At 63.3% G+C, this 22,064-nt stretch carries 13 protein-coding genes; 6 read left to right on the top strand and 7 right to left on the bottom strand.

The genetic code is table 11. From position 1 onward, the window contains the following. Positions 1-13 precede the first annotated feature (13 nt). A complete protein-coding gene (locus AK81_RS05485) occupies positions 14-1,102 on the bottom strand; it encodes a polyamine ABC transporter substrate-binding protein (RefSeq protein WP_043197327.1) in 1,089 nt (362 codons plus the stop codon). A 69-nt stretch (positions 1,103-1,171) separates the two neighbouring features. Next, positions 1,172-2,530 (bottom strand): glutamine synthetase family protein, encoded by a 1,359-nt coding sequence (locus tag AK81_RS05480; RefSeq protein WP_016499593.1) that lies wholly within the window; start codon positions 2,528-2,530, stop codon positions 1,172-1,174. Positions 2,531-2,689: 159 nt separating this feature from the next. Between AK81_RS05480 and AK81_RS05475 the strand changes: the two genes are divergently transcribed. Both AK81_RS05475 and AK81_RS05470 read left to right on the top strand, forming a co-directional pair. After that, positions 2,690-3,589, top strand: a complete 900-nt coding sequence (locus AK81_RS05475) for a helix-turn-helix domain-containing protein (protein WP_043197324.1) — start codon at positions 2,690-2,692, stop codon at positions 3,587-3,589. A gap of 171 nt (positions 3,590-3,760) precedes the next feature. After that, a complete protein-coding gene (locus tag AK81_RS05470) occupies positions 3,761-5,671 on the top strand; it encodes an ATP-binding protein (RefSeq protein WP_043197323.1) in 1,911 nt (636 codons plus the stop codon). A gap of 121 nt (positions 5,672-5,792) precedes the next feature. Here the strand turns inward: AK81_RS05470 and AK81_RS05465 are convergent, their stop codons facing one another. Beyond that, positions 5,793-7,178, bottom strand: coding sequence for an aldehyde dehydrogenase family protein (locus tag AK81_RS05465; RefSeq protein ID WP_043197321.1), 1,386 nt, complete (start codon positions 7,176-7,178; stop codon positions 5,793-5,795). A 107-nt stretch (positions 7,179-7,285) separates the two neighbouring features. Between AK81_RS05465 and ptrR the strand changes: the two genes are divergently transcribed. The 3 genes from ptrR (at position 7,286) to AK81_RS05450 (ending at position 9,472) form a co-directional block, all read left to right on the top strand. Beyond that, the gene (gene ptrR, locus AK81_RS05460; protein ID WP_016499597.1) at positions 7,286-8,155 is read left to right on the top strand and encodes a putrescine utilization regulator PtrR; all 870 of its coding nucleotides are present in this window, start codon (positions 7,286-7,288) and stop codon (positions 8,153-8,155) included. A gap of 133 nt (positions 8,156-8,288) precedes the next feature. Next, positions 8,289-8,732, top strand: coding sequence for a hypothetical protein (locus AK81_RS05455; protein ID WP_043197320.1), 444 nt, complete (start codon positions 8,289-8,291; stop codon positions 8,730-8,732). Positions 8,733-8,950: 218 nt separating this feature from the next. Next, positions 8,951-9,472, top strand: a complete 522-nt coding sequence (locus AK81_RS05450) for an acyloxyacyl hydrolase (protein WP_043197317.1) — start codon at positions 8,951-8,953, stop codon at positions 9,470-9,472. A gap of 113 nt (positions 9,473-9,585) precedes the next feature. On the opposite strand, the gene AK81_RS05445 is transcribed toward AK81_RS05450, so the two are convergent. From AK81_RS05445 to AK81_RS05430, 4 genes are all read right to left on the bottom strand, one after another. After that, a complete protein-coding gene (locus AK81_RS05445) occupies positions 9,586-11,727 on the bottom strand; it encodes a TonB-dependent siderophore receptor (protein WP_043197316.1) in 2,142 nt (713 codons plus the stop codon). 207 nt (positions 11,728-11,934) lie between these two features. Continuing rightward, on the bottom strand, positions 11,935-12,825 hold the full coding sequence (locus AK81_RS05440; protein WP_043197313.1) for a universal stress protein: 891 nt from the start codon (positions 12,823-12,825) through the stop codon (positions 11,935-11,937). A 157-nt stretch (positions 12,826-12,982) separates the two neighbouring features. After that, a complete protein-coding gene (locus tag AK81_RS05435; protein ID WP_043197312.1) occupies positions 12,983-14,386 on the bottom strand; it encodes an efflux transporter outer membrane subunit in 1,404 nt (467 codons plus the stop codon). Between the two features lie 15 nt (positions 14,387-14,401). Beyond that, positions 14,402-15,184, bottom strand: a complete 783-nt coding sequence (locus AK81_RS05430; protein WP_043197311.1) for a helix-turn-helix transcriptional regulator — start codon at positions 15,182-15,184, stop codon at positions 14,402-14,404. 409 nt (positions 15,185-15,593) lie between these two features. Between AK81_RS05430 and AK81_RS05425 the strand changes: the two genes are divergently transcribed. Continuing rightward, complete coding sequence (locus AK81_RS05425) at positions 15,594-21,935, top strand: non-ribosomal peptide synthetase (protein WP_043197310.1); 6,342 nt, start codon at positions 15,594-15,596, stop codon at positions 21,933-21,935. The last annotated feature ends 129 nt before the right edge of the window (positions 21,936-22,064 follow it).

The raw sequence follows: 22,064 nt of genomic DNA, 5'->3' as shown, positions 1-22,064 counted from the left end.
GGCTGTTCTCGGCTCAGCGGTTGGACTTGATCTTGCTCCAGGAGCGGGTCATGACGCGCATGATCTTCGGGCTCGGGGTGCTGGAGATGTACAGCTTGTCCAGTACGTCCTGGGGTGGGTAGATCTCGGGGTTGTGCACCAGCGATGCATCCATGTAGGCCTTGGCGTCCGGGTTGGCGTTGGCATAGCCGACCGTGGCACTGACTTTGGCGATCACTTTCGGGTCGAGCAGGTAATTGATGAAGGCCAGGGCCTGGTCGGGGTTGCTGGCGTCCTTGGGGATGGCCAGCAGGTCGAACCACAGGTTGCTGCCTTCCTTGGGAATGCTGTAGGCGATTTTTACGCCGTTCTTCGCCTCTACGGCACGGTTGGCGGCCTGGAACACGTCACCGGAATAGCCGAAGGCCACGCAGACGTCGCCATTGGCCAGGTCGGACACGTATTTGGATGAATGGAAGTAGGTGATGTAGGGGCGCAGTTCGAGCAGGCGTGCCTCAGCCTTGGCGTAGTCGGCTGGCTTTTCGCTGCGCGGGTCCATGCCCAGGTAGTTGAGAATCGCCGGGAACAGTTCGTCGGGCGAGTCCATGAACGCAACGCCGCACTGCTTGAGCTTTTTCAGGTTTTCGGGCTCGAACAACACCGCCCACGAGTCGATATGGTCGACGCCCAGTGCCGCTTTGACCTTGTCGACGTTGTAGCCGATGCCGTTGGTGCCCCACAGGTAGGGCACTGCGTACTGGTTGCCAGGGTCGTTCTGTTCAAGCTGCTTGAGCAGCTTGGGGTCCAGGTGTTGCCAGTTCGGCAGCTTGCTGCGGTCCAGCGGCAGGAAGGCGCCGGCCTGGGCCTGGCGGGCGAGGAAGTGGTTGGACGGCACCACCACGTCATAGCCGGTGCGCCCGGCCAGTAGCTTGCCTTCCAGGGTTTCGTTGGAGTCGAACACGTCATAGACCACCTTGATCCCGCTGCTGGCCTGGAAGTCAGCCAGGGTGGTGTCACCGATGTAGTCGGTCCAGTTGTACACACTGACCGAGGGCGTGGCCTGGGTGGTGGTGGCGAACAGCAGGGTGAACGCAGCGGGGATCAGGGCTTGCAGATGACGCATGGGGACACCTCGTTGGTCTTGTTCTTCGAGTTCGGTGTACTGGGGCGCAAAGCGCCCCCGCCTGGGTCGTCAGACGCTCATCATCAGGAACTCACGCTCCCACGAACTGATGACCCGCTTGTAGTTCTCATGCTCGGCACGTTTGACGGCCACATAGCCCTGCACGAACTGCTTGCCCAGGTACTGCTGCACGGTCTCGCAGTCTTCCATGTGCTGCAGGGCATCTTCGATGGTGATCGGCAGGCGCAGGTTGCGACGCTCGTAGGCACGGCCCTGCACGGGCGCACTGGGGTCAAGCTGCTCGACCATGCCCAGGTAGCCGCACAGCAGGCTGGCAGCGATGGCCAGGTACGGGTTGGCATCGGCGCCCGGCAGGCGGTTTTCCACGCGCATTGCCTCTGGGCTGGAGGTGGGCACACGCAGCCCGGCGGTGCGGTTTTCTTCACCCCACTCGACGTTCACCGGTGCCGAGGTGTCCGGCAGGAAGCGGCGGAACGAGTTGACGTTGGGCGCGAACATCGGCAGCAGCTTGGGGATGTACTTCTGCAAACCGCCGATGTGGTGCAGGAACAGCTGGCTCATGCTGCCGTCTTCATTGGCGAAGATCGGCTTGCCCGTGGCGATGTCGACCACGCTCTGGTGCAGGTGCATGGCACTGCCCGGTTCGTCGGTGATCGGCTTGGCCATGAAGGTGGCGGCCACGTTGTGCTTGAGCGCAGCTTCACGCATGGTGCGTTTGAATACGGTGATCTGGTCGGCCAGGTCCAGCGCGTCGCCATGGCGGAAGTTGATTTCCATTTGCGCCGGGCCGTCTTCGTGGATCAGCGTGTCCAGGTCCAGGCCCTGGATCTCGCACCAGTCGTAGACATCCTCGAACAGCGGGTCGAATTCGTTGGCGGCATCGATCGAGAACGACTGGCGGCCGCTTTCGGCACGGCCAGAACGGCCCAGCGGCACCTGCAATGGCAAGTCCGGGTCTTCACAGCGCTTGGTGAGGTAGAACTCCATCTCGGGCGCGACGATTGGCTGCCAGCCCTTGTCGGCGTAGAGCTTGAGCACCTTCTTCAGCACGTTGCGCGGGGACAGCTCGATGGGGTTGCCTTGCTTGTCGAAGGTGTCGTGGATCACGATCGCGGTTGGCTCGATCGCCCACGGGATCTGGTACACGGCGGAGGGGTCGGGGCGGCAGACCATGTCGATGTCGGCGGCATCGAGGAGGTTGTAGTAGATGTCATCGTCAACGTAGTCGCCGGTGACCGTCTGCAGCAGCACGCTTTCAGGCAGGCGCATGCCACGCTCGTGGAGGAACTTGGCGGTGGGCGCGATCTTGCCGCGGGCGATGCCGGTCAGGTCGCTGATCACGCATTCGACTTCGGTGATGCGGTGTTCTTTCAGCCAGGTGTACAGCTGATCGAAGGGGGCGTTCATACAGACCTCTTGGTTGGGTTTTAGTGTGGGAGCAACGCTTGCAAGGCATTGGGCTTCCCAGGTGACGCACTGGAGACTATCTTGGTCGCAGCCCCCGAGGCCGATCTATCCATTTTCTCCGGCAAGCAATGCACCAAAAGAGTGCACCTAGGATCTCGCGTGACAACGCCCAATGCGCTGCAAGTCCAGGCATTCCATACCACCGACGTCTCTGAGCAAGTGCGCGCTACCCCTGGCTGGCAGCAGCAGTACCGGCAGATGTCGCCGGGGCATTTCAGCGGTGAGCTGCGCTGGCTGGGGATGGATGGCGTGGAGGTGTACGAGGAGCGGTTGAACACCCGCGTGGAGCAGTTTTTCCGGGCACCGAGCGGTTCACTGGCGTTTTGCTTCGACCGCAGCGAAAACAGCCTGTACTTGCTGAACGAGCAAAGCCGCAACATCTGGATCACCCCGGAGAACTACCAGGAAGTGGCGGTGGTGTTCGACCAGGCCTTCCTGGCCCGCCATGGGCTGGACCCGCAACGCCTCGAAGGGTTGTTCATGGTGCCGCTGGGCAGTGGGCAGAACGCGTTGTTTGGCAGTTGGCTGAGTGCCACGCTGACCCGTCTCGGGCAGGCCGATTGCCCATTGCAAGGGCAAGCCCTGGCGGAGCAACTGCTGGAGGACTGCCTGTTTATCCTCGATAACGCCAGCCAGCGCCTGCAGGGCGTCGCCTTGGGGCGGCGTGACGAAGAGCGGGCGATCATGCGCCGGGTCAGCGAGTGGGCGGCAGATTGCCCCGAGGAGACGTTGAACCTGGTGGAACTGGCGGATGTTGCCGGGGTTTCGCTGCGCCAATTGCAGCAGGCGTTCAAGGCCTTTACCGGCATGCCGCCAGCACAGTGGCTGCGCTTGCGTCGGCTGAACGGCGCGCGGCGTGATCTGTTACGCGATGGCAGGGCGACCGTGGCTGAAGTCGCGATGCGCTGGTCATTCTGGCATTTGGGAAGGTTTTCAGAGAGTTACCGGCAATTGTTCAAGGAGTTTCCGAGCGAGACCTTGAAGCGGAGCAGGGGTTGAGGTAGCGATATAGCTGCTGGCCTCTTCGCGGGCTTGCCCGCTCCCACAGGGACCTGAGGCGATCCTGTGGGAGCGGGCGCGCCCGCGAAGAAGCCGGCCCAGTCAACACTGAACTCAGCATCTCACGCCGAAAGTTGCTATCGTGCCGCCCTGATCCAACCCGAGGTGCCGATGTTCTACCTGCCTTTGCCCAGCGACCAGGCCGACCGCCTCGCCAGCGAACATAAAACTGACTTCTTCACCACTGCCAGCATCCTCGAAGCCGCCGCAGTGCTGTTTGTGCAAAACCTGCCGCGCCAGCCGGCCACCGCCTCGGCCGACGCGCAAGAGCGCCGTTTCGCCGAAATCGTGCGCATCGCCAACGAAGTCGAAAGCGCCGCACCCGGGCGCTTCCAAAGCCAGGTAACGCAGCACTTCGATCGTGAAGCCTTTGCCATGGGCCTGGGCATGCTGGGCGAAAACGGCATTGCTCTGCTGTCGGCCGAGGTGGAGTACACGGTAGACGAACTGCTGGATAGCGAAGGCCAGTGGAATTTCCAGTTCGCCGACACCTACCGCCAGCGGGCCACACCGTTGCATCCGGTGTACCTGCCGTCGCTGGCCAGCGACCTGATGCTCAGCGACCAGCAGAACCGCCTGCTGCGCGAGTTTCTCAGTGGTATCGACGAGTCGGTGGCGGTGCAGGGCTTTGCTGGCACTGGCAAGACCTTCCTGATTCACCAGTTCGCCCGCCTGCTGGAGCCACAGCGCACGTTGCTTCTGGCATTGACTGAAGGGCAGTTGCGCGCCTTGCAGGCGCGGGTAAAGGACGCTGCTGCCTACACCGCTCTGACCTTTGGCCAGCTGGCTGACGAGCTGCTCAACCGCGACCTCACCAACAACGGCTGGCGCCTGCGCGACCCGTATCGCACCAAACTGTCCTGGCGCCCGCAGAATGAGCAGGTTGTACGCTGGCTGGCCATCCCTGACATCGGCCCGCTCGCCGCGCGCGATGTGGTTGCCTTGTGCATTCGCGCCGTGCGCACCTTCTGCCACAGTGCCGACACCCAGCTTCAGTTGCACCATTTGCCTTGGGCTGGGCCGGGAACCTCGCCGCTGGACCAGGAGGTACTGCTGGAAAAGGCGCGTCTGTACTGGCAAGAGCTGATTCGCCCGTCCGCGCGGGACGTCCAGTTGCCGGTGCGCGACTACCACCGGGTCAAGTTGCTGTCGTTGACTGATTTTGTGATCGACAGCCGCTACACCCATGTGATCGTCGACGAGGCTCACGAGCTATCGGCCCCCATGCTTGCCGTGCTGGACCGCAGCCCACAGTCGATCATTGCCTTGGGCGACGAGTTGCAGAACCTCAACGGCCTCAGCCCGCACCATGGCAGCTTCATCCGCCAACGCTACATCGACCATTCCCTGCGTGCCGGGCCGGCGATGGACAATGTGCTCAACCCGCTGATCCAGGCGCACCCGGCGTCGATCCAGGCGGCCTTCAGTGGTAGCGCCGAGCACTACACGCGGGTCAGTTTCTTCGATACGGTGACCGTGCCGGACCAGCCCACGGCGCTGATCGTCGATGACGAATGGGGCCTGTTTGGCTGGTTCCAGCGCCTGACGCACCAAAGTGTGCCGTTCGTATTGCTGAAAAGCGCGCGCAAGGACTTCGAACTGTTCGTCGAGGACTGCATCGAGTTGTACCGCTACGGCACCCGACCGCGTCACCCGATGTTGTTCCGCTACGCCAGCTGGCAGGCGCTGGAGCAGGACAAGGGCGATGACAAGGCGTTCGTTGCCGTGGCCAACATGCTGCGCAAAGGCTATACGCCGGAGCATTTTGCCAAAGCCAAGAGCCGTTACCGTTGGGACAAGGCGCCCAAGTTGTTCCTGGGTCGGGTACGGGATGTGAAAAACATGGAGTTCGCCCGGGTGATGGTGTCGCCGGAGCTGATGGTGGCGCCGCAGGTGGCGGGTAACCGCAATGAGCGGGCGCGGATGCTGGCGGGGCTGTATACCGCCTGTTCGCGGGCGCGGCATGAACTGATCGTGCCGGGGGGGATGCTGGACTGGGTCAAGGACCAGGTTCGGGATTAAGGCCTTTGGGGCCGCTGCGCGGCCCTTTCGCGACACGAGGCCGCTCCTACAGGATTACGCGATCTCCTGTAGGAGCGGCCTTGTGTCGCGATGGGCCGCGCAGCGGCCCCAGGGTCGTGAATCAGTTACGGTCCAGCCACACCGTCTGGGCATTGGTGAACTCGCGCACACCAAAGTGCGACAGTTCACGCCCGAACCCGCTCTTCTTCACGCCGCCAAACGCCACGCGGGGGTCGGAAGCGCAGTAGCCGTTGATGAACACGCCACCGGTATCCAGTGCTGCAGTCATGCGCTCGGCCAGTGCATAGTCGGCGGTGTAGATGGTCGCGGCCAGGCCGAACTCGCTGTCGTTGGCCAGCTCTACCGCATGGTCGGCATCACGTGCAGTGATGATCGCGGCCACCGGCCCGAACAGTTCCTGTTTGAATGCGGTCATTTGCGGGGTGACGTTGGCGAACACGGTCGGCGCATAGAAGTTGGCCACGCCTTCGACCTTGTTGCCGCCCAGCAGCAGGGTGGCGCCTTCGGCGAGGGTCGCCTGCACCTGGCCATCCAGCTCGTCGCGCAGGTCGTAACGGGCCATTGGGCCGATGTAGGTGCCGTCTTCCAGTGGGTTGCCGACTTTCAGTTCGCGGGTTGCTTCAACGAATTTGCGGGTGAACTCCTCGACAATGCTGTCTTCCACGATCAGGCGCTTGGCCGCAGCGCAGACCTGGCCGGTGTTCTGGTAACGGCCAATGACCGCAGCCTTCACGGCGGCATCCAGGTCGGCGTCGGCCAGCACGATGAACGGGTCGGAGCCACCCAGCTCCAGCACGCACTTCTTCAGCGCGGCACCGGCCTGGGCACCAATCGCCATGCCGGCGCGTACGCTGCCGGTCAGGGTGACGGCGGCGATACGCGGGTCGTTGATGGCGCGGGTGACGCCATCCGGGGTCACGTTCAGCACTTCGAACACGCCTTCCGGCAGGCCGGCATCCTTGAACAGCTCGCCCAGCAGGTAGGCACTGCCCATCACGTTCGGCGCGTGCTTGAGCACGTAGGTATTGCCTGCCAGGATCGCCGGCACGGCGCCGCGCAGTACCTGCCAGACCGGGAAGTTCCACGGCATCACGGCCAGGATCGGGCCGAGCGGGCGGTATTCGATACGGGCTTTTTCAACCTGGGTCGGCTCGGCGGCAAGCATGGCCGGGCCGTGTTCGGCATACCAGCGGCACAGGCCGACGCACTTGCTGACTTCGCCACGGGCCTGGGCAATCGGCTTGCCGATTTCGCGGCTGATCATCTGGGCAAAGGCTTCGGCCTTGGCTTCGAGGGTGTTGGCCAGGGCCAGCAGGTACTCGCTGCGCTGACCCAGCGACACTTGGCGCCACTGGCCGTAGCCAACCTTGGCACGTTGCAGCGCCGCTTCCAGTGCGGCGTCGGTGTCGAACGGGTAGGCGCCGATCTGCTCGCCGCTGTACGGGTCGAGGGAGATGGCGTGGGTCAGGCTGCTGATCGCGCTCATGGCGGGACACTCTCGTTGTTGTTAATCAGTGACGCCAGACTAGTGGGCTATGGCTTTAATGAAAACTGAATAATAATGAGCGAAACATTCACGTTTGGAGAAAGGCTGTGGACCTGGTGCAACTGGAGATCTTCAAGGCCGTGGCAGAGCAGGGCAGCATCAGTGCCGCCGCGCAGCACATCCATCGGGTGCCGTCGAACCTGACCACGCGCATCAAGCAGCTGGAGGAAGACCTGGGCGTGGAGCTGTTCATTCGCGAAAAAAGCCGCCTGCGCCTGTCGCCAGCAGGCTGGAATTTTCTTGAATACACCCGGCGCATCCTCGACCTGGTGCACGAGGCGCGCCTGACCGTGGCCGGCGAAGACCCGCAGGGTACTTTTGCCCTCGGTTCGCTGGAAAGCACGGCAGCGGTGCGCATCCCGGCCTTGCTGGCGGCGTACAACCAGCGCTACCCCAAGGTTGACCTGGACCTGTCCACCGGGCCTTCGGGGACCATGCTTGAAGGCGTGTTGTCTGGCCGCCTGGTGGCGGCTTTCGTCGACGGCCCGGTGCTGCACCCGACACTGGAAGGCATGCCCGTGTTCGAAGAGGAGATGATGGTCATCGCGCCGCTCAACCACGCCCCAGTTACCCGCGCCCAGGATGTGAACGGGGAAAGCATCTACGCCTTCCGCGCCAACTGTTCGTACCGCCATCACTTTGAAAACTGGTTCGTCAAGGACCAGGCAGTGCCGGGCAAGATCCACGAGATGGAGTCGTACCACGGCATGCTGGCCTGCGTCAGCGCAGGTGCAGGCCTGGCCATGATGCCGCGCAGCATGCTCGACAACATGCCCGGGTGCAGCACCGTCAGTGCCTGGCCTATGTCGGAAGATTTCCGCTACCTGAAAACCTGGCTGGTGTGGCGGCGGGGCGCGGTATCTCGCAGTTTGAGCATGTTCGTGAAACTGCTTGAAGAAGGGCGTACAACCTCTTGATCACTAGCTAAATTTACATTCGCTTGATGGGTTAGTGCCGAATGTCACGATGACGGCCATGCATCAGCCAGAACACCATTGCCCCGGGAGGATCAGATAGTAGGTAAGCCATCCTCTAAGGGAGGGTCGTACCATGCGTAACCACCACTATGCTCTCGGCGCGGCGTTGCTGATCACCCTGGCCATGCCATGGACCCTGGCCGCCGCCGCCGACCTCAATGCCCCCATCGACATGCAGGCCGTGCAGTTGCAACCGCAGGAACAGAACGGCGTGCGCTACATACAAGGCGGCATTGGCCAGGATGAGGCCAATGCGCTGCGCAAGACTACCGGCTATGACCTGCACGTGGAGCTTTCCACCGGCCCGGAAGGCAAGTTCCAGAGTGGAGCCACAGTCGACATCCAGAACGCGCAAGGCCAATCCGTGCTCAGCGTCTCGGATGTAGGTCCGCTGCTGTATGTTCAGTTGCCTCCCGGCACGTACAAAGTCACTGGCAATGCCCAGGGTGAGACAGTGCAGCAAGTGGTGACCGTTAACGGCAAGGGTCCCAGGACCGTGAGCCTTAACTGGCGTTGAGCTTTCATCCTGTCTGCCGAGAAGCAGAGTACACAGCAGGCTGGGCCTCGGGCGACGGAATCAGCCAATAGTGGCAATTCACTTTCAACTTTCTGATTATCTGGACAATAATCAAAAAACCATTACTTCGGGTGAGCGGGCGGGATGCACCGGTCACCGCATAAAATCGAGGGGCCAAAGCCCCCGCTTGCTGTGTAGACCATCAGGAGAAGTCATTGATGAAAACCCGTCTCGCTGCTTCGCTGGCCGCTGCAGTGCTGGCCTTTGCAGGGGCCAACCTGGCCCAGGCCGCGCAGGTATCCGGCGCCGTTGGCGCCACCAGCCAAGGCGACATGACCTACCGTATTGGCCTGTCCTTCGACTGGGACAAGAAATGGCTGGAAAGCAGCACTGGCTATGTGACCGGCTACTGGGATGCTGCCTACACCTATTGGGAGGGCGGTGACGCCAGTGGTGCGCATTCGCTGTCGTTCAGCCCGGTGTTCACTTACGAGTTCAGTGGGTTCACCTACACGCCGTACATCGAGGCCGGTATTGGCCTGGCAGCGTTTTCCAAGACCGAGGTGGGCGACCAGCGCATGGGGTCGTCGGTCAACTTCGAAGACCGCATCGGGTTCGGTCTGAAGTTGCCAGCTGAGCAGAAAGTCGGGATTCGCGCGATGCATTATTCCAATGCGGGAATCAAACAGCCTAACGACGGCATCGAGTCCTACTCGCTGTTCTACAGCAAAGGTTTCTGAAGCAGGGGGCCGCTGTGCGGCCCATCGCGACACAAGGCCGCTCCTACAGGGGAGCACGATTGCTTGTAGGAGCGGCCTTGTGTCGCGATGGGCTGCAAAGCAGCCCCGGCCTATCAGAAGGTGTAGGAAATACCTGCCTGCACCGTGCGTGGCGCACCTGGGTAAACGTAGCTGTTGAACGCCCCCTCGTCATACCCCTTGTTGAACACGTTCTTCACATCCAGGTTCAGCCGCACATGCTCGTTGAGCTTGTAGAAGCTCAACAGGTCAACCACGCTGTAGCGCTCCATCGTGTAGGTGGTTGGCGATGTTTGCCCGGCACGGTCGTCCACATACTTCACACCGACGCCCAAGCCCAGGCCTTTGGCCAGGCCATCCTGAAACTCGTAGGTGTTCAACAGGCTGAAAGTATTGCGCGGGATGTTGGCCAGGCGGGTGCCCTTGGGCAGGGTGGTGTCCTTGGTTACCTCGGCATCGACATAGGCGTACCCACCGATCACTCGCCACTCAGGCGTGACGTTGCCCGCGATATTGATGTCCAGGCCCCGGCTGCGCACTTCGCCGGCAGCGATCTTGTACGTCCCGGTCGGGTCGCTTGGGTCGTTGGCCAGTACGTTTTCCTTGATGATGTGGTAGATCGCTGCGTCGACGCTCAGTTGGCGATCGAGAGCCTCCCATTTCACACCCAGCTCGTAAGACTTGCCTTTCTCCGGGTCGAAACCACGGGTACCGCCACCGGCAGGCGCGCCAGTATTGGGCTTGAACGAGCGTGCGGTATTGGCATAGACCGCAACTGTATCGGTCAGGTCATAGATCAGGCCAAAGCGCGGCGTTACGCCATTCTCGCCTTTGCTGAAGTCACGGTTGCTCGCCAGCTTGTCGTCGTACTCATGCTCGAAACGCTCGAAGCGTACACCCGCAAGCGCCTTCAATCGCTCGGTCAAGGCCACCTGGTCCTGGATGAAAAACGCCCAGGTCTGCAGGTTTTCCTTGTCCCAGGTCGTGGTACGGGTCAGGGCTGGCCGGGGCTGGCCAAGGACCGGGTTGTAGATGTCGATGGGGTAAGTGCCAGCAGCCGCAGAGGACCGTTGGATGATCGAGTTGTAGTCGTAGTTCTCGTATTCGACGCCGGTCAGCAGGGTATGGCTGAGGGTGCCGGTGTCGAAGTGCCCGGTCAGGTTCAGCTGCCAGTCACGATCAGTCCATTCCAGCTTGCGGTAGTTGAAGTTGCGCTGCAGCGTGCGGCCATCTGCCGGTGCGCTGTTGGCTTCGACAGCGTTGCCTTTGAGCGAACCATCAAGGAACTGGAACCCACCCGCCAGCGTCCAGTTGTCGTTGAGCAGGTGCTCGAAACGTAGCTGGGCCATGTTGTTGTCGTTGTGCAGCAGGTTGTCGCTGCCTTTTTCCCAGATGTAGGTGTCACGCGAGGCGCTGCCGGTTTGCGTGGCAAAGCGGGTCAGGCCGCGGTCCAGCGGGTGGTTGTTACGCATGAAGTCGCCTTCGAAGGTGATCTTCGTGGCGTCATTGACCTGCCAGCTGATGACCGGTGCGACATCATAGCGTTCGCTTTCCACGTCATCGCGGAAGCTGTCGCCGCCTTCGCCCAGCACGTTCAGGCGGTAAGCCAGCGAACCGTCCTGGTTCAGCGGCCCGGTAGCGTCCAAGGTAGCGCGGTGCATGCCCTGGTCATCGAACTGGCTGCCCAGTGTGACCTTCGGTTCTGGTAGCGGCTGCTTGCTGACCACGTTGAAGGTGCCACCGGGGTCGCCGCGGCCGTAAAGGCTGGTGGCCGGGCCACGGATCACTTCCAGGCGCTCGACGGTATTGGCGTCCGGGGCGTTGGGGTAACCACGATTGATCGGGAAGCCATTGCGGTAGAACTCGCCGGTGGTGAAGCCCCGCACCGTAAAGGTGGTCAGGCCCTGGCCGCCAAAGTTGTTGGCACGGCCGACACCGCCGGCGTAGTCCAGGCCGTCCTGCAGGCGGGTGGCGCCGGTGTCTTCCAGCACATCCTTGGGCACCACGCTGACCGATTGCGGCGTTTCGTGCAGCGCCGTGTCGGTGCGGGTGGCACTGGCCGAGCGATTGGCCTTGTAGCCAACGACCGGGCCATCGGCGCGTTCACTGTCGGCAGTACTGGTGATGCTCAGGGCTTGAAGTTCGATCTGCGCAGGGTCGCTGAGCGGTTCAGGCTCGGCAAAGGCCAGCGGGGAGACAGCATGAAGCACACAAAGCGAAACGAACGTTCGACGCATCGACGGTACGATCCTGGAGTAGGGCGCTAAAAGATGGGGTAGGCAAGCGCCGTGAAACTACTACGAATCATTATCAAATGCATTCTTTTTAAGTGGCACTGGTGTACCAGATGCCAAGCGGTGAAGTCCAAGCCGGTTTTTGCGGAGAAACCCGCTCCCACGGGGTTTCACCGGGACCGCAAAGAGGCCGGCTCAGGTATACCAGAGTCAGCGAACGGCCTTGATTGCCAGCACATTGCACAGCGGGTGTTCCAGCACATGCGCCGTGGTCCCGCCCAGGTATGTCTGCATGGCGTCATGCCGGTGGCTGCCCATCACGATTACATCGGCCCGGCTGTGGCTGACAAACTGGGCAATTGCCCTGATCGCTGCGCCTTCCAGAAAATGCCGGCGTTCCAGCGGGATCTGGTGATGGTCGCCCAGTCGGTTGAACGCTGTGCGCTGCGCGGTGCGCACGCTGCCATCGAAACCCGGCATGGTCACCGTACCGGCGCCGAAATCGGCGATGTGGGTCTTGGCCGCATCGCACACATGCAGCAAGTGCAACTCGGCGTTGCACTGCAGGGCCAGAGCACGGGCGCAGTGAATCACCTGTTCGTCCAGGTGCTCCCCGGCACCGTGGCTATTGAGGTCCACGGCCGCGGCAATCTGCCGGGGCAGGGGCAGGCGGATGTCGCTGACCAGATGCACGGCAACCGGGCTGTCCTTGAGCAACTGCCAATCCAGTGGCGTGACCAGCAGGCGTTTGAGCACCGGTTCGTGCTGCACATCCTTGACCAGCAGGTCGCAGCCTTGACGTTCAACCCGCTCCAGCGCGCTGCCCAGCGGGTCGCGGGTCAACAACAATTCGGTGGAAACGTCCAGGCCAGCATTGCCCAACTGTTCGGCCTCATCTGCCAGCCACTGGCGGTTGTCACTGAGCAGCCGCTCACGCTCGCGGCCATCGCTCATCAAGCCGAAGGTGTCGACATCGTCGACGAACACATTGATATCCAGCAGTGCACCGCTGGACTCCGCCAACGCCGCCGCGCGTTGCAGCGCTGGCGTATGGCGCATCTGCGGGCCGAGCATGACAAACAAGCGCTTGAACTGGCTCATCTCACACCTCCACGTGTGGCAGCCCCCCGGTTACCTGGTTCTGTTCAGTCTAGACCCGTGTGAACCCGTTAAAAATCATTGTTGGCTCGGTGGTGGGCAAAGGCGCCGAGATCACCGGCGGCATCGTGCTGATGCTGGCGGGCGCAACCCTCCTGTGTCAGCCCCCTGAGTGCTCTTTCCACCCCCCACCCAACGCCGCATACAGGTTCACCTCTGCCACCAGCTGCGCCAACCGGTCTGTGATCAACCCCTGCTGGGCGCTGAATAACGAGCGCTGTGCATCCAGGAACGTGAGGCTGCTGTCCACGCCAATCCGGTAGCGGTGCTCGGCCAGGTCGTAATAGCGCTGGTTTGACGCCACCAGGTCGCGTTGTGCCTGAAGCTGGCGTTGGTAGGTCGCACGCGCTGCCAGGCCGTCCGCGACTTCCTGAAAGGCACGCTGGATGGCTTTCTCGTACTGCGCCACCTGTACGTCCTTCTGCAAACGGGCATAGTCGAGGCTGGCCTGCAGGCTGCCGGCCGTGAACAGAGGCAGGCTGATCTGTGGCTGGAACAACCAGGTGCCGGAGCCTGCATCGAACAGGCCATTGAGTTCGGGGCTGGTAGTGCCGGCATTGGCAGTCAGGCTGATACTGGGAAAAAACGCCGCTCGCGCTGCGCCGATATTGGCGTTGGCCGCGCGCAGCTGGTACTCGGCCTGCAGAATGTCCGGGCGCCGTTGCAGCAAGTCCGAAGGCAGGCCTGCGGGCAAGCCGGCAATCTGCTCGGCAGCCAGCGGCAGGGCGGCAAGGTCTTCCTCCACCGGGGCGCCTACCAAGACCGTCAACTGGTTGAGATCCTGTGCCACTTGGCGCTTGTAACGGGCCACCGCGGCTCGGGTACTGTCGACACTGGTGCGCGCCTGGATCTGGTCCAGGGCCGAAAGCGTGCCGGCGCGGCGCTGGTTGCTGGTCAGGCGCAGGCTGCGCTCGTCGGCCACCAGGGTTTCGTTGGCCAGCGTCAGCAGTTCCTGGTCGGCGCGCCAAGTCAGATAGACGCTGGCAACACTGGCCACCAGGCTGAGGTGCGTACTTCGGTGGGCCTCCTCGCTGGCCAGATAGGTCATCAGGGCCTGGTCGCCAAGGCTGCGTATGCGGCCAAACAGGTCAAGCTCGTAGGCGCTTACGCCCAGGGTGGTGGCATAGGTCGAGCTGATCATGCCCTGGTCGGTGCCGGTCATGCCCCGTGGCAGGTACTGCCGCTGCCCCTGGCCATCAACGGATACCTTGGGCAACAGGTCGGCCCGCTGGATACGGTATTGCGCCTGGTAGGCCTCGACATTGAGCGCGGCCGTGCGCAGGTCACGGTTGTTAGCCAGCGCCTTGCTGATCAGCTGGCGCAGCACCGGGTCCTGGAACACCTGCTGCCAATCCTCGGCAGGCTGGTAATGCAGTGTTTGCGAAGCGTAGGCCACCCCGTGCGGGAATTGTCCGTCAACGGGGGCTGCGGGGCGCTCATAGTCAGGTGTCAATGAACACCCGCACAAAAGCACGGCACACAAAATAAGCGCATGTCGGGGCATTGCTGGTTCTCGCTGTCAGGCGCCGGCCATCCATTTCGCCAGGCCATGGCGGCCACTGACCCCCAGCTTGGCGGTGGCGCGTTTGAGGTAGGTTTCGACCGAGCTGTTCTTCACATTCAGCCGCTGCGCCATCTCTGGCACCGTGCCGCCGGTCAGCAGGCCCAGGCACACTTCCTGTTCACGGGTTGATAGCCGCACCGCTTCCTGCAACAGCCGTTCGCCGAACGAATGCCGTAGCGAACCCGCTTCAAGGTCGGCTAGCGGTGACCCGGCGCGACGCACTGCGCCTTGCTCAAGCAGTTGACCGTGGTGTTCCACCAGGGGGAGCAGGGTGTCTGACAAACTCTTCAGTTTTGACAGTTCGCTCAAGGAGAATGCCCGCTGGCTGGGTAATCGGTGAAAGCTGATCACCCAGCGTTTACTGCCACTGCAGGACACCAGGTGGCACTGGTGGGCATTCTCGAGCGATGGGTGAGGGGGCTGTGGCGCCTTGAACTCGATCAACAGCGGGTCTTTCATCTGCATGATGCGCTGCAGCAGCGGTTGACGCAGGCTGTCTGCATCCGCCGGGGTGGGCCGCAGCCCGGCACTGCCCAGCACGTCGATGCGGCTGGCATTGGCCTGATGCAGGTCGAGGGTCCACTCGCTGAGTTCGAGCCGCTGGATGGGCACTTGAGCTTCGACCAGACGTAGCATCTGTTCGGCAAAGCCTGCAGCACCGGTGCTGGCGATCAGTTCGCCCAGTTGCAGATACAGCTGTGGATCGGGGCGGTATTCGCGGCTGTCGGTCAGCATCATTTCCTTGTCTTCCTCGGTTCTGGATATTGCAACGGGTGGTCTCGCGGTCGAGTACTCCGGGTGGGGTAATGGCGGTATTCAAGCCCGGTGGCAGGCAGGCGTCTGTAATGGAAAACCGGGACAGAAAATGACACTGATCGGTAGCGGCGGTATGGCCCGGGGGCGATAGGTGAAACGGCTGATACAACGTCAAGCCAGCCAATTGACGCCAGAAGCGCGGCGAATCCAGGCTTTTCGCGGCGTATACCGTGTGCAGTAGGCCATCGTGGATGGCCCCTTGTGGCAGATCTCCTACACGTTTTTCAGCAGCGCGCCCCTGTGTGGCGGTTGTCCGGGATTCAGGGGCCATACAGCTCAGGGTGGCGATGTTTGAATCCGCGGATGATCATTCAGAAGGACCTGCCTAATCATGCCTGCCGCCCAAACCTTTGCCCTGACCGTTGCCCAGCGCGACATCTGGCTGGACCAGCTCAGCCATGGCGATTCGCCGCTGTACAACATCGGCGCCTATGTCGAACTGCAAGGCAGGGTGGATGCCGAGCTGCTGCACCAGGCGCTGCAGCACCTTGTCGCCGAGCATGCTGGCCTGCGTACGGTGCTGGTGACCGAAGGCGGTATTGCCCGCCAGTACTTCGCCGAGCAAATGGATGTGGCACTGGCACGGCACGACCTGCGTCAGGTGGCTGAGCCGTTCGCCGCCGCGCAGGCTTTGCTCAAAGCGCAGATGCAAAAGCCTTATAGCCTGGAGGCCAGCCCGCTGTGGGGCGCCACGTTGATTCGCGTGGCCGAGCAGCACTACCTGCTGGCCGTGCAGGCGCATCACCTGGTACTCGATGGCTGGGGGGTGGATCAGTGGTTCAGGCAGCTCGCCGATTGTTACCGCCTGCTGGAACAGGGGTTGGCGTTGCCGCACGGCGCGGCATCCTACCAGGCGTTTATCGAGGATGATGCGCAGTACCAGGCCTCGCCGCGCCACAGCAGCGACCGTGATTACTGGTTCGCCAAATACCAGCAACTGCCCGATGCGCTGCTGGCGCCGCGTGAGCGCAGTACATCGGGCAACGCCTTGCCCAGTGGTGCGCTGGAGCAACCGTTCGACAGCCAGCTACTGGCGCGCATGCGGCACTTCGCTGCCGGGCTGCAAGCCTCGCCATTCCACGTGCTGCTGGCTGCGCTGCACGTGTGCGTGGCCCGCAGTTGGCAACGTGACGAGTGGGTCGTCGGTCTGCCCGTGCGCAACCGCAGCAATGCCCGCTTCAAGTCGACCCTGGGGCTGTTCACCCAAGTCAGCGCACTGCGCATGGGTTTTGGTCGGGAGTGCTCGTTTGCCGGGCTGGTGCAGGGAATTCGCGATGCGTTGAAGCAGGACTTTCGCCACCAGCGCTTCGCCCTGAGCGAGCTCAACCGCAGCCTCGGGGCCCTGCATGAACAACGGCCGCAGCTGTTCGAACTGATGGTGTCGTTCGAAGAGGACAGCAACGAGCTGCGCATCGGTGACGCGCCTGGCCACACGGTGATGATCTGCAATGGCCACGAGCCGACGCCGCTGAGTATCCACCTGCGTTGCAACAGCCACAGTGGCGCGGCCTACCTGCACCTGGTGCATAACCGCGCCTGGTTTGCCGACGATGACGCCAAGGCGCTGGCCGAGCGGCTTCTGCACATCCTGGAACAAGGCCTGGAGCACCCGCAAACGCCCATCAACGCATTCGACCTGCTGACCGCGGGTGAACATGCCGCGCTGCGGCAATGGAATGCCACGGCGATGTCGCCGGCAGCCGCAGGCCAGCCGTTGATCCAGCGCCGTATCGAGGCCCAGGCGAAGGCCCGGCCGCAGGCGCTGGCTGCCCTGCACGACGGCCAGGCGCTGACCTATGGCGAACTCGACCGCCGTGCCGAATTGATGGCCCAGCACCTGGCAAGGCTGGGCGTGCGGCCCGAGCGGCGGGTGGCGGTGGTCGCCTTGCGGGGCCTGGACACCTTGGTGGGCCTGCTGGCCGTGCTCAAGGCCGGTGCCGCTTACGTACCTGTCGACCCGGCCCACCCCCGCGAGCGCCTGGCCTACTTGCTGGAAGACAGCGCACCTGATGTGGTCTTGACACTCTCCCGGCTGGCCGAACGCCTGCCGGCCCATGGCTTGCCGCAGATCGATCTGGATCGATTCGACTGGGCCGCGACACCGGCCCCGGCGTTCGGCTACGCCACGCAGTCAGAGCACGATCTGGCCTATGTCATCTATACCTCGGGCTCTACGGGGTTGCCCAAAGGCGTGATGGTCGAGCAGCACATGCTGGCCAACCTGGTTGACTGGCACTGCAGCACCTTCGACATGGGCCCGGGGCGCCATCAGTCTAGCCTGGCCGGATTCGGTTTCGATGCCATGGCCTGGGAAGTCTGGCCTGCGCTGTGCAGCGGCGCGACCTTGCACCTGGCGCCGGTGCGCGATGGCGCTGAGGACATCGACGCCTTGCTCGGCTGGTGGCGGGCCCAGCCGCTGGATGTCAGCTTCCTGCCCACGCCGGTGGCCGAGCACGCGTTTGCCCAGGGTGTATTGCACCCGACCCTGCAAACGCTGCTGGTGGGCGGCGACCGCCTGCGACGCCTTGCCCGCGAGCGCCGGTACCGGGTAGTCAACAACTATGGCCCCACCGAGACGACAGTGGTGGCCACTTCCGGCCTGGTGCAGGCGGGTGGGCCACTGCACATTGGGGGGCCGGTGGCCAACACCCACCTGTACGTGCTTGACGATCAGCGCAACCTGCTGCCGATCGGCGCTGCGGGTGAACTCCATATCGGCGGCAAGGGGGTTGCCCGGGGTTATTTCAACCGGCCGCAGATGACCGCCGAGCGCTTTGTGCGGGATCCGTTCAGCAGTGTGCCGGGTGCTCGTATGTACCGCACCGGCGACCTGGTGCGCTGGCTGCCAGACGGTTCGCTCGAGTACCTAGGGCGTAACGACGACCAGGTGAAGATCCGTGGTGTACGGGTTGAGCTGGCCGAGATCGAAACGGCCCTGGCCAGCCATGAGGCTGTGCACGAGAGCGTGGTGATGCTGCGCGACGGCCAGTTGCAGGCCTGGTTCATCGGTGATCAGGCCGTGACCCCGCGAGCACTGCATGAGCACCTGCGCGAGCGCCTGCCCGTTGCCTTGTTGCCGGTGGCCTATGTGCGCCTGGCCGCCTGGCCATTGACCGCCAACGGTAAGCTTGACCGCCGTGCCTTGCCGCACGCGGAAGAAACCGCCAAGGTTCGCCGAGAGCATGAAGCGCCCGTAGGCGACATCGAGCAGCGCCTGGCCCGGCTGTGGGCCGAGTTGCTGCACGTGGAGCGGGTAGGGCGGCAAGATCATTTCTTTGAACTCGGTGGCCATTCACTGCTGGCTGTTCAACTGATCGAGCGCATGCGCCAGCAAGGCTTGCAGGCTGATGTACAGGTCCTGTTCGGCCAGTCGACACTGGCCGCGCTGGCGGCCAGCGTAAAACGCGAAGACGCCGTGACGGTGCCGCAGAACGGTGTGGCGCAGGATTGCACGCACATCACGCCGGGGATGCTGGCGTTGGCCGAGCTGGACCAGGCCGCCATTGACCGCATTGTTGCCGCAGTACCGGGAGGTGCCGGTAACGTGCAGGAGATCTACCCCTTGGCCCCGCTGCAACAGGGGTTGCTGTATCACCATGTCGCCGACGAGAACGACCCGTACCAGCAACACGCCTTGTTCACCTTCGCCAGCCGCGGGCACCTGCAAGCCTTTGTCGATGCCCTGCAGAAGGTGATCGACCGCCATGACATCCTGCGCACCAGCCTGGCCTGGGAGGGCCTGGAGCATCCACAACAGGTGGTGTGGCGTAACGCACGCCTGCCGGTCGAACACTGGCACGGCCCCGCCGGGCAACTGCGCAGCCATTTCAACCCGCAGCAAAGGCCACTGGACTTGCGTCAGGCACCGATGATGGCGCTGGTGTCCAGCGAAGATGCCAGCCAGGGCCGCTGGTTGGGCTTGTTGCGCTTTCACCACCTGGTCAACGATGCCATTTCCCTGCAGGTGCTTCTCGGCGAGCTTGAAGCGATCATGGCCGGGCGCGGTGAAAACCTGCCCAGGCCCGTGGCCTACCGGGACTACGTAGCCATCAGCGCCAGTGCCGAGCGCCAGGCCGGGCATGAAGCGTTCTTCCGGGCGCAGTTCGCCGGTCTTGAACCACAGGCGCCGCTTCCAGGGCTGGGTGGTGCAACGGTCGACGAACAAGACCTGGAGAGCCGCGAGCTCAGGCTGGATAGCGCGTTCGCCCTCGGGCTGCGCCGGCAAGCGCGGCACCAGGGTGCCAGCCTTGCCAGCATGTTGCACCTGGCCTGGGCGCAGGTACTCGGCGCCTTGGGCGGGCGTGACGAGGTCGTCCTCGGCAGCGTGTTGCTGGGGCGCAGCGTGGCGGGCCCTGGCGCCGGCCGCGCCATGGGCATGTTCATCAACAGCTTGCCGCTGCGCATCACGCTTGCGCACCGTTCGCCCGCACAGGCACTGGGTGAAACCCATGCCAGCCTGGCGGCCTTGCTTGCCCATGAAGACGCGCCGTTGACCCTGGCCCAGCGTTGCAGCGGTTTGCCAGCGGGCACGGGCTTGTTCGACAGCCTGATCAACTACCGCCAGGGTGCAGTGCCGTTCGGGCAGGTGCTGCCGGGGGTGGAACTGGCCGAAGCCAGCGAGGTACAGAGCCACAGCCTGGTGCTGACCGTGGATGAACACGCTGAGGCGTTGCAGCTGGCTGTCCGGGCCCCGCGTGCCATTGGCGCGCAGCGCGTACTGGCGTTCATGTTGACGGCCCTGCACCAGCTGCAGGACGCACTTGCCAACCACAACAGTACAGGGATGCAGGCGCTGCGCGCAGTGCCTGAGGGTGAATTGCAACGCCTGTTGTCGGGCTTCAACAGCACTGAAGACCGCAGCAGCCCGACCGGGCAGACACTGCCTGCGTTGTTCGAGGCCCAGGTACGGCGAACGCCCAACGCCATCGCGCTGCAGGTGGACGATGTCAGCCTCGACTATGCGACGCTGAACGCCGAGGCCAATCGCCTGGCCCATCACCTGGCAAGCCAAGGCGTTGGCCCCGATTGCCGGGTGGCCGTGTGCATCGAACGTGGTGTCTCGCTGATGGTCGCCTTGCTGGGCGTGCTCAAGGCAGGGGGGGCCTACGTGCCGATGGACCCTGGCTACCCGCAGGAGCGTCTGCGCTTCATGCTGCAGGACTGCACCCCGACCCTGGTACTGGTGCACGGTGCCACCTTGGGGCTGTTCAGCTCACTGCCTTGCCGCTTGCTGGACCTTGACAGCCGTACCTGGCAGGCCGGGCCGGTCGACGACCCCAAGGTGCAAGGGCTTGGGGCATCGCAGCTGGCCTACGTGATGTACACCTCGGGCTCCACCGGTACCCCCAAGGGTGTGATGATCGAGCACCGCGGGCTGTGCAACCTGGTGCACTGGGGCTCGCGTATCTGCCCACCGCGCCCGGGCGCTGCCTTGCTGCAGCGGGCACCGTTCACCTTCGACGGTTCGGTGTGGGAGCTGTTCTGGCCGTTGACCGCCGGCTTGCGCCTGGTCCTGGCACGGCCCGATGGCCACCGCGACCCGGCGTACATGGTGCAACTGATCCAGCAGCAGCAGGTGAACATCGTCAAGTTCGTACCGGCACTGCTGCATCAGTTTCTGGAACAGCCCCAAGCCGCGCAGTGCTCCAGCCTGACCGACATTTTCTGCGGCGGTGGCGAGTTGACCCTGGCGCTGGTGCAAAGCGTTCGCCAGCGCTTGCCCAACGCCCGCCTGCACAATGTCTACGGCCCCACGGAGGCCACGGTAGACAGCACTGCGTGGACGTTGCAGGCGCATGAACCGTTGCCCACGCAGGCACCGCCAATCGGGCGCCCAATCGCCAACACCCGCGTGTATGTGCTCGATGCCCATGACCGGCCGGTACCCTTGGGCGCGGTGGGGCAGTTGCATATCGGGGGTGTCGGGGTGGCCCGCGGCTACCTGGGGTTGCCGCAACTGCAGGCCGAGCGTTTCATCGCCAGCCCGTTCGTGGAGGGTGATCGCCTGTATCGCACCGGTGACCTGGTGCGCTACCGCACAAACGGCGAACTGGATTTCATCGGCCGTGACGACTTCCAGGTCAAGCTGCGCGGTTTGCGGGTCGAGCTGGGCGAAATCGAAGCCTCGTTGGCCGCGCACCCCGCGGTCGGGCAGGCGGTGGTGCTGATGCGCGAAGAACGCCTGGTGGCTTACTTCACCTGCCGCGATGGCCTGCAGGCACCCGCACTGGAAGCGCTGCGCAGTCATCTGCTGGCGCGCATGCCCGAATACATGGTGCCGCAGGCGTTCGTGGGTTTGTCCGACTTGCCGTTGAGCCTGAACGGCAAGGTAGACCGCAAGGCGTTGCCGGCCCCTGGCGCGCAGGCGGTGATCAGCCGAGAGTACCAGGCACCGCTGGGCGAGCTGGAAACAGCGCTTGCCGGGATCTGGGCCGAAGTGCTGAAAATCGAGCAGGTCGGCCGTGACGACAACTTCTTCGAACTGGGCGGGCACTCGCTGCTCGCCGTCAGCCTGGTCGCGCGCATGCGCCAGGCCGGGTTGTACGTGGACGCCCGCACACTCTTCAGCCAGCCGACCCTGGTCGGGCTGGCGGCCAGTACCCGCCGCGAGCAGGTTGAAGCAGTGATACCGCAAACAACCATTCCCAGCCTGGGCAAACGCAGGCGTATCTGAAGGGCTCGCCCGGTTTTTCTGGTGTCGTCGACATCAAGCGCCGCCCGCACGGTGCTTGATTGTCGCCTCACCCATATCCCGAGACCTGCCCCTTAAATCCGTCTCTGTCCCCGCTTCCCATGTCAGACC

It is taken from the genome of Pseudomonas putida W15Oct28 (genome assembly GCF_000708715.2).
Classification (GTDB): domain Bacteria; phylum Pseudomonadota; class Gammaproteobacteria; order Pseudomonadales; family Pseudomonadaceae; genus Aquipseudomonas; species Aquipseudomonas putida_R.
The sequence above is the reverse complement of the archived record's forward strand: the minus strand, read 5'-3'. Positions and strand labels throughout refer to the sequence as shown.

What these genes read in the sequence shown, in the direction of transcription:
- AK81_RS05485 (WP_043197327.1), bottom strand. Translation starts at nt 1,102, where the DNA reads ATGCGTCATCTGCAAGCCCTGATCCCCGCTGCGTTCACCCTGCTGTTC.
- AK81_RS05480 (WP_016499593.1), bottom strand. Translation starts at nt 2,530, where the DNA reads ATGAACGCCCCCTTCGATCAGCTGTACACCTGGCTGAAAGAACACCGC.
- AK81_RS05470 (WP_043197323.1), top strand. Translation starts at nt 3,761, where the DNA reads ATGTTCTACCTGCCTTTGCCCAGCGACCAGGCCGACCGCCTCGCCAGC.
- AK81_RS05465 (WP_043197321.1), bottom strand. Translation starts at nt 7,178, where the DNA reads ATGAGCGCGATCAGCAGCCTGACCCACGCCATCTCCCTCGACCCGTAC.
- AK81_RS05455 (WP_043197320.1), top strand. Translation starts at nt 8,289, where the DNA reads ATGCGTAACCACCACTATGCTCTCGGCGCGGCGTTGCTGATCACCCTG.
- AK81_RS05450 (WP_043197317.1), top strand. Translation starts at nt 8,951, where the DNA reads ATGAAAACCCGTCTCGCTGCTTCGCTGGCCGCTGCAGTGCTGGCCTTT.
- AK81_RS05445 (WP_043197316.1), bottom strand. Translation starts at nt 11,727, where the DNA reads ATGCGTCGAACGTTCGTTTCGCTTTGTGTGCTTCATGCTGTCTCCCCG.
- AK81_RS05440 (WP_043197313.1), bottom strand. Translation starts at nt 12,825, where the DNA reads ATGAGCCAGTTCAAGCGCTTGTTTGTCATGCTCGGCCCGCAGATGCGC.
- AK81_RS05435 (WP_043197312.1), bottom strand. Translation starts at nt 14,386, where the DNA reads ATGCCCCGACATGCGCTTATTTTGTGTGCCGTGCTTTTGTGCGGGTGT.
- AK81_RS05430 (WP_043197311.1), bottom strand. Translation starts at nt 15,184, where the DNA reads ATGATGCTGACCGACAGCCGCGAATACCGCCCCGATCCACAGCTGTAT.
- AK81_RS05425 (WP_043197310.1), top strand. Translation starts at nt 15,594, where the DNA reads ATGCCTGCCGCCCAAACCTTTGCCCTGACCGTTGCCCAGCGCGACATC.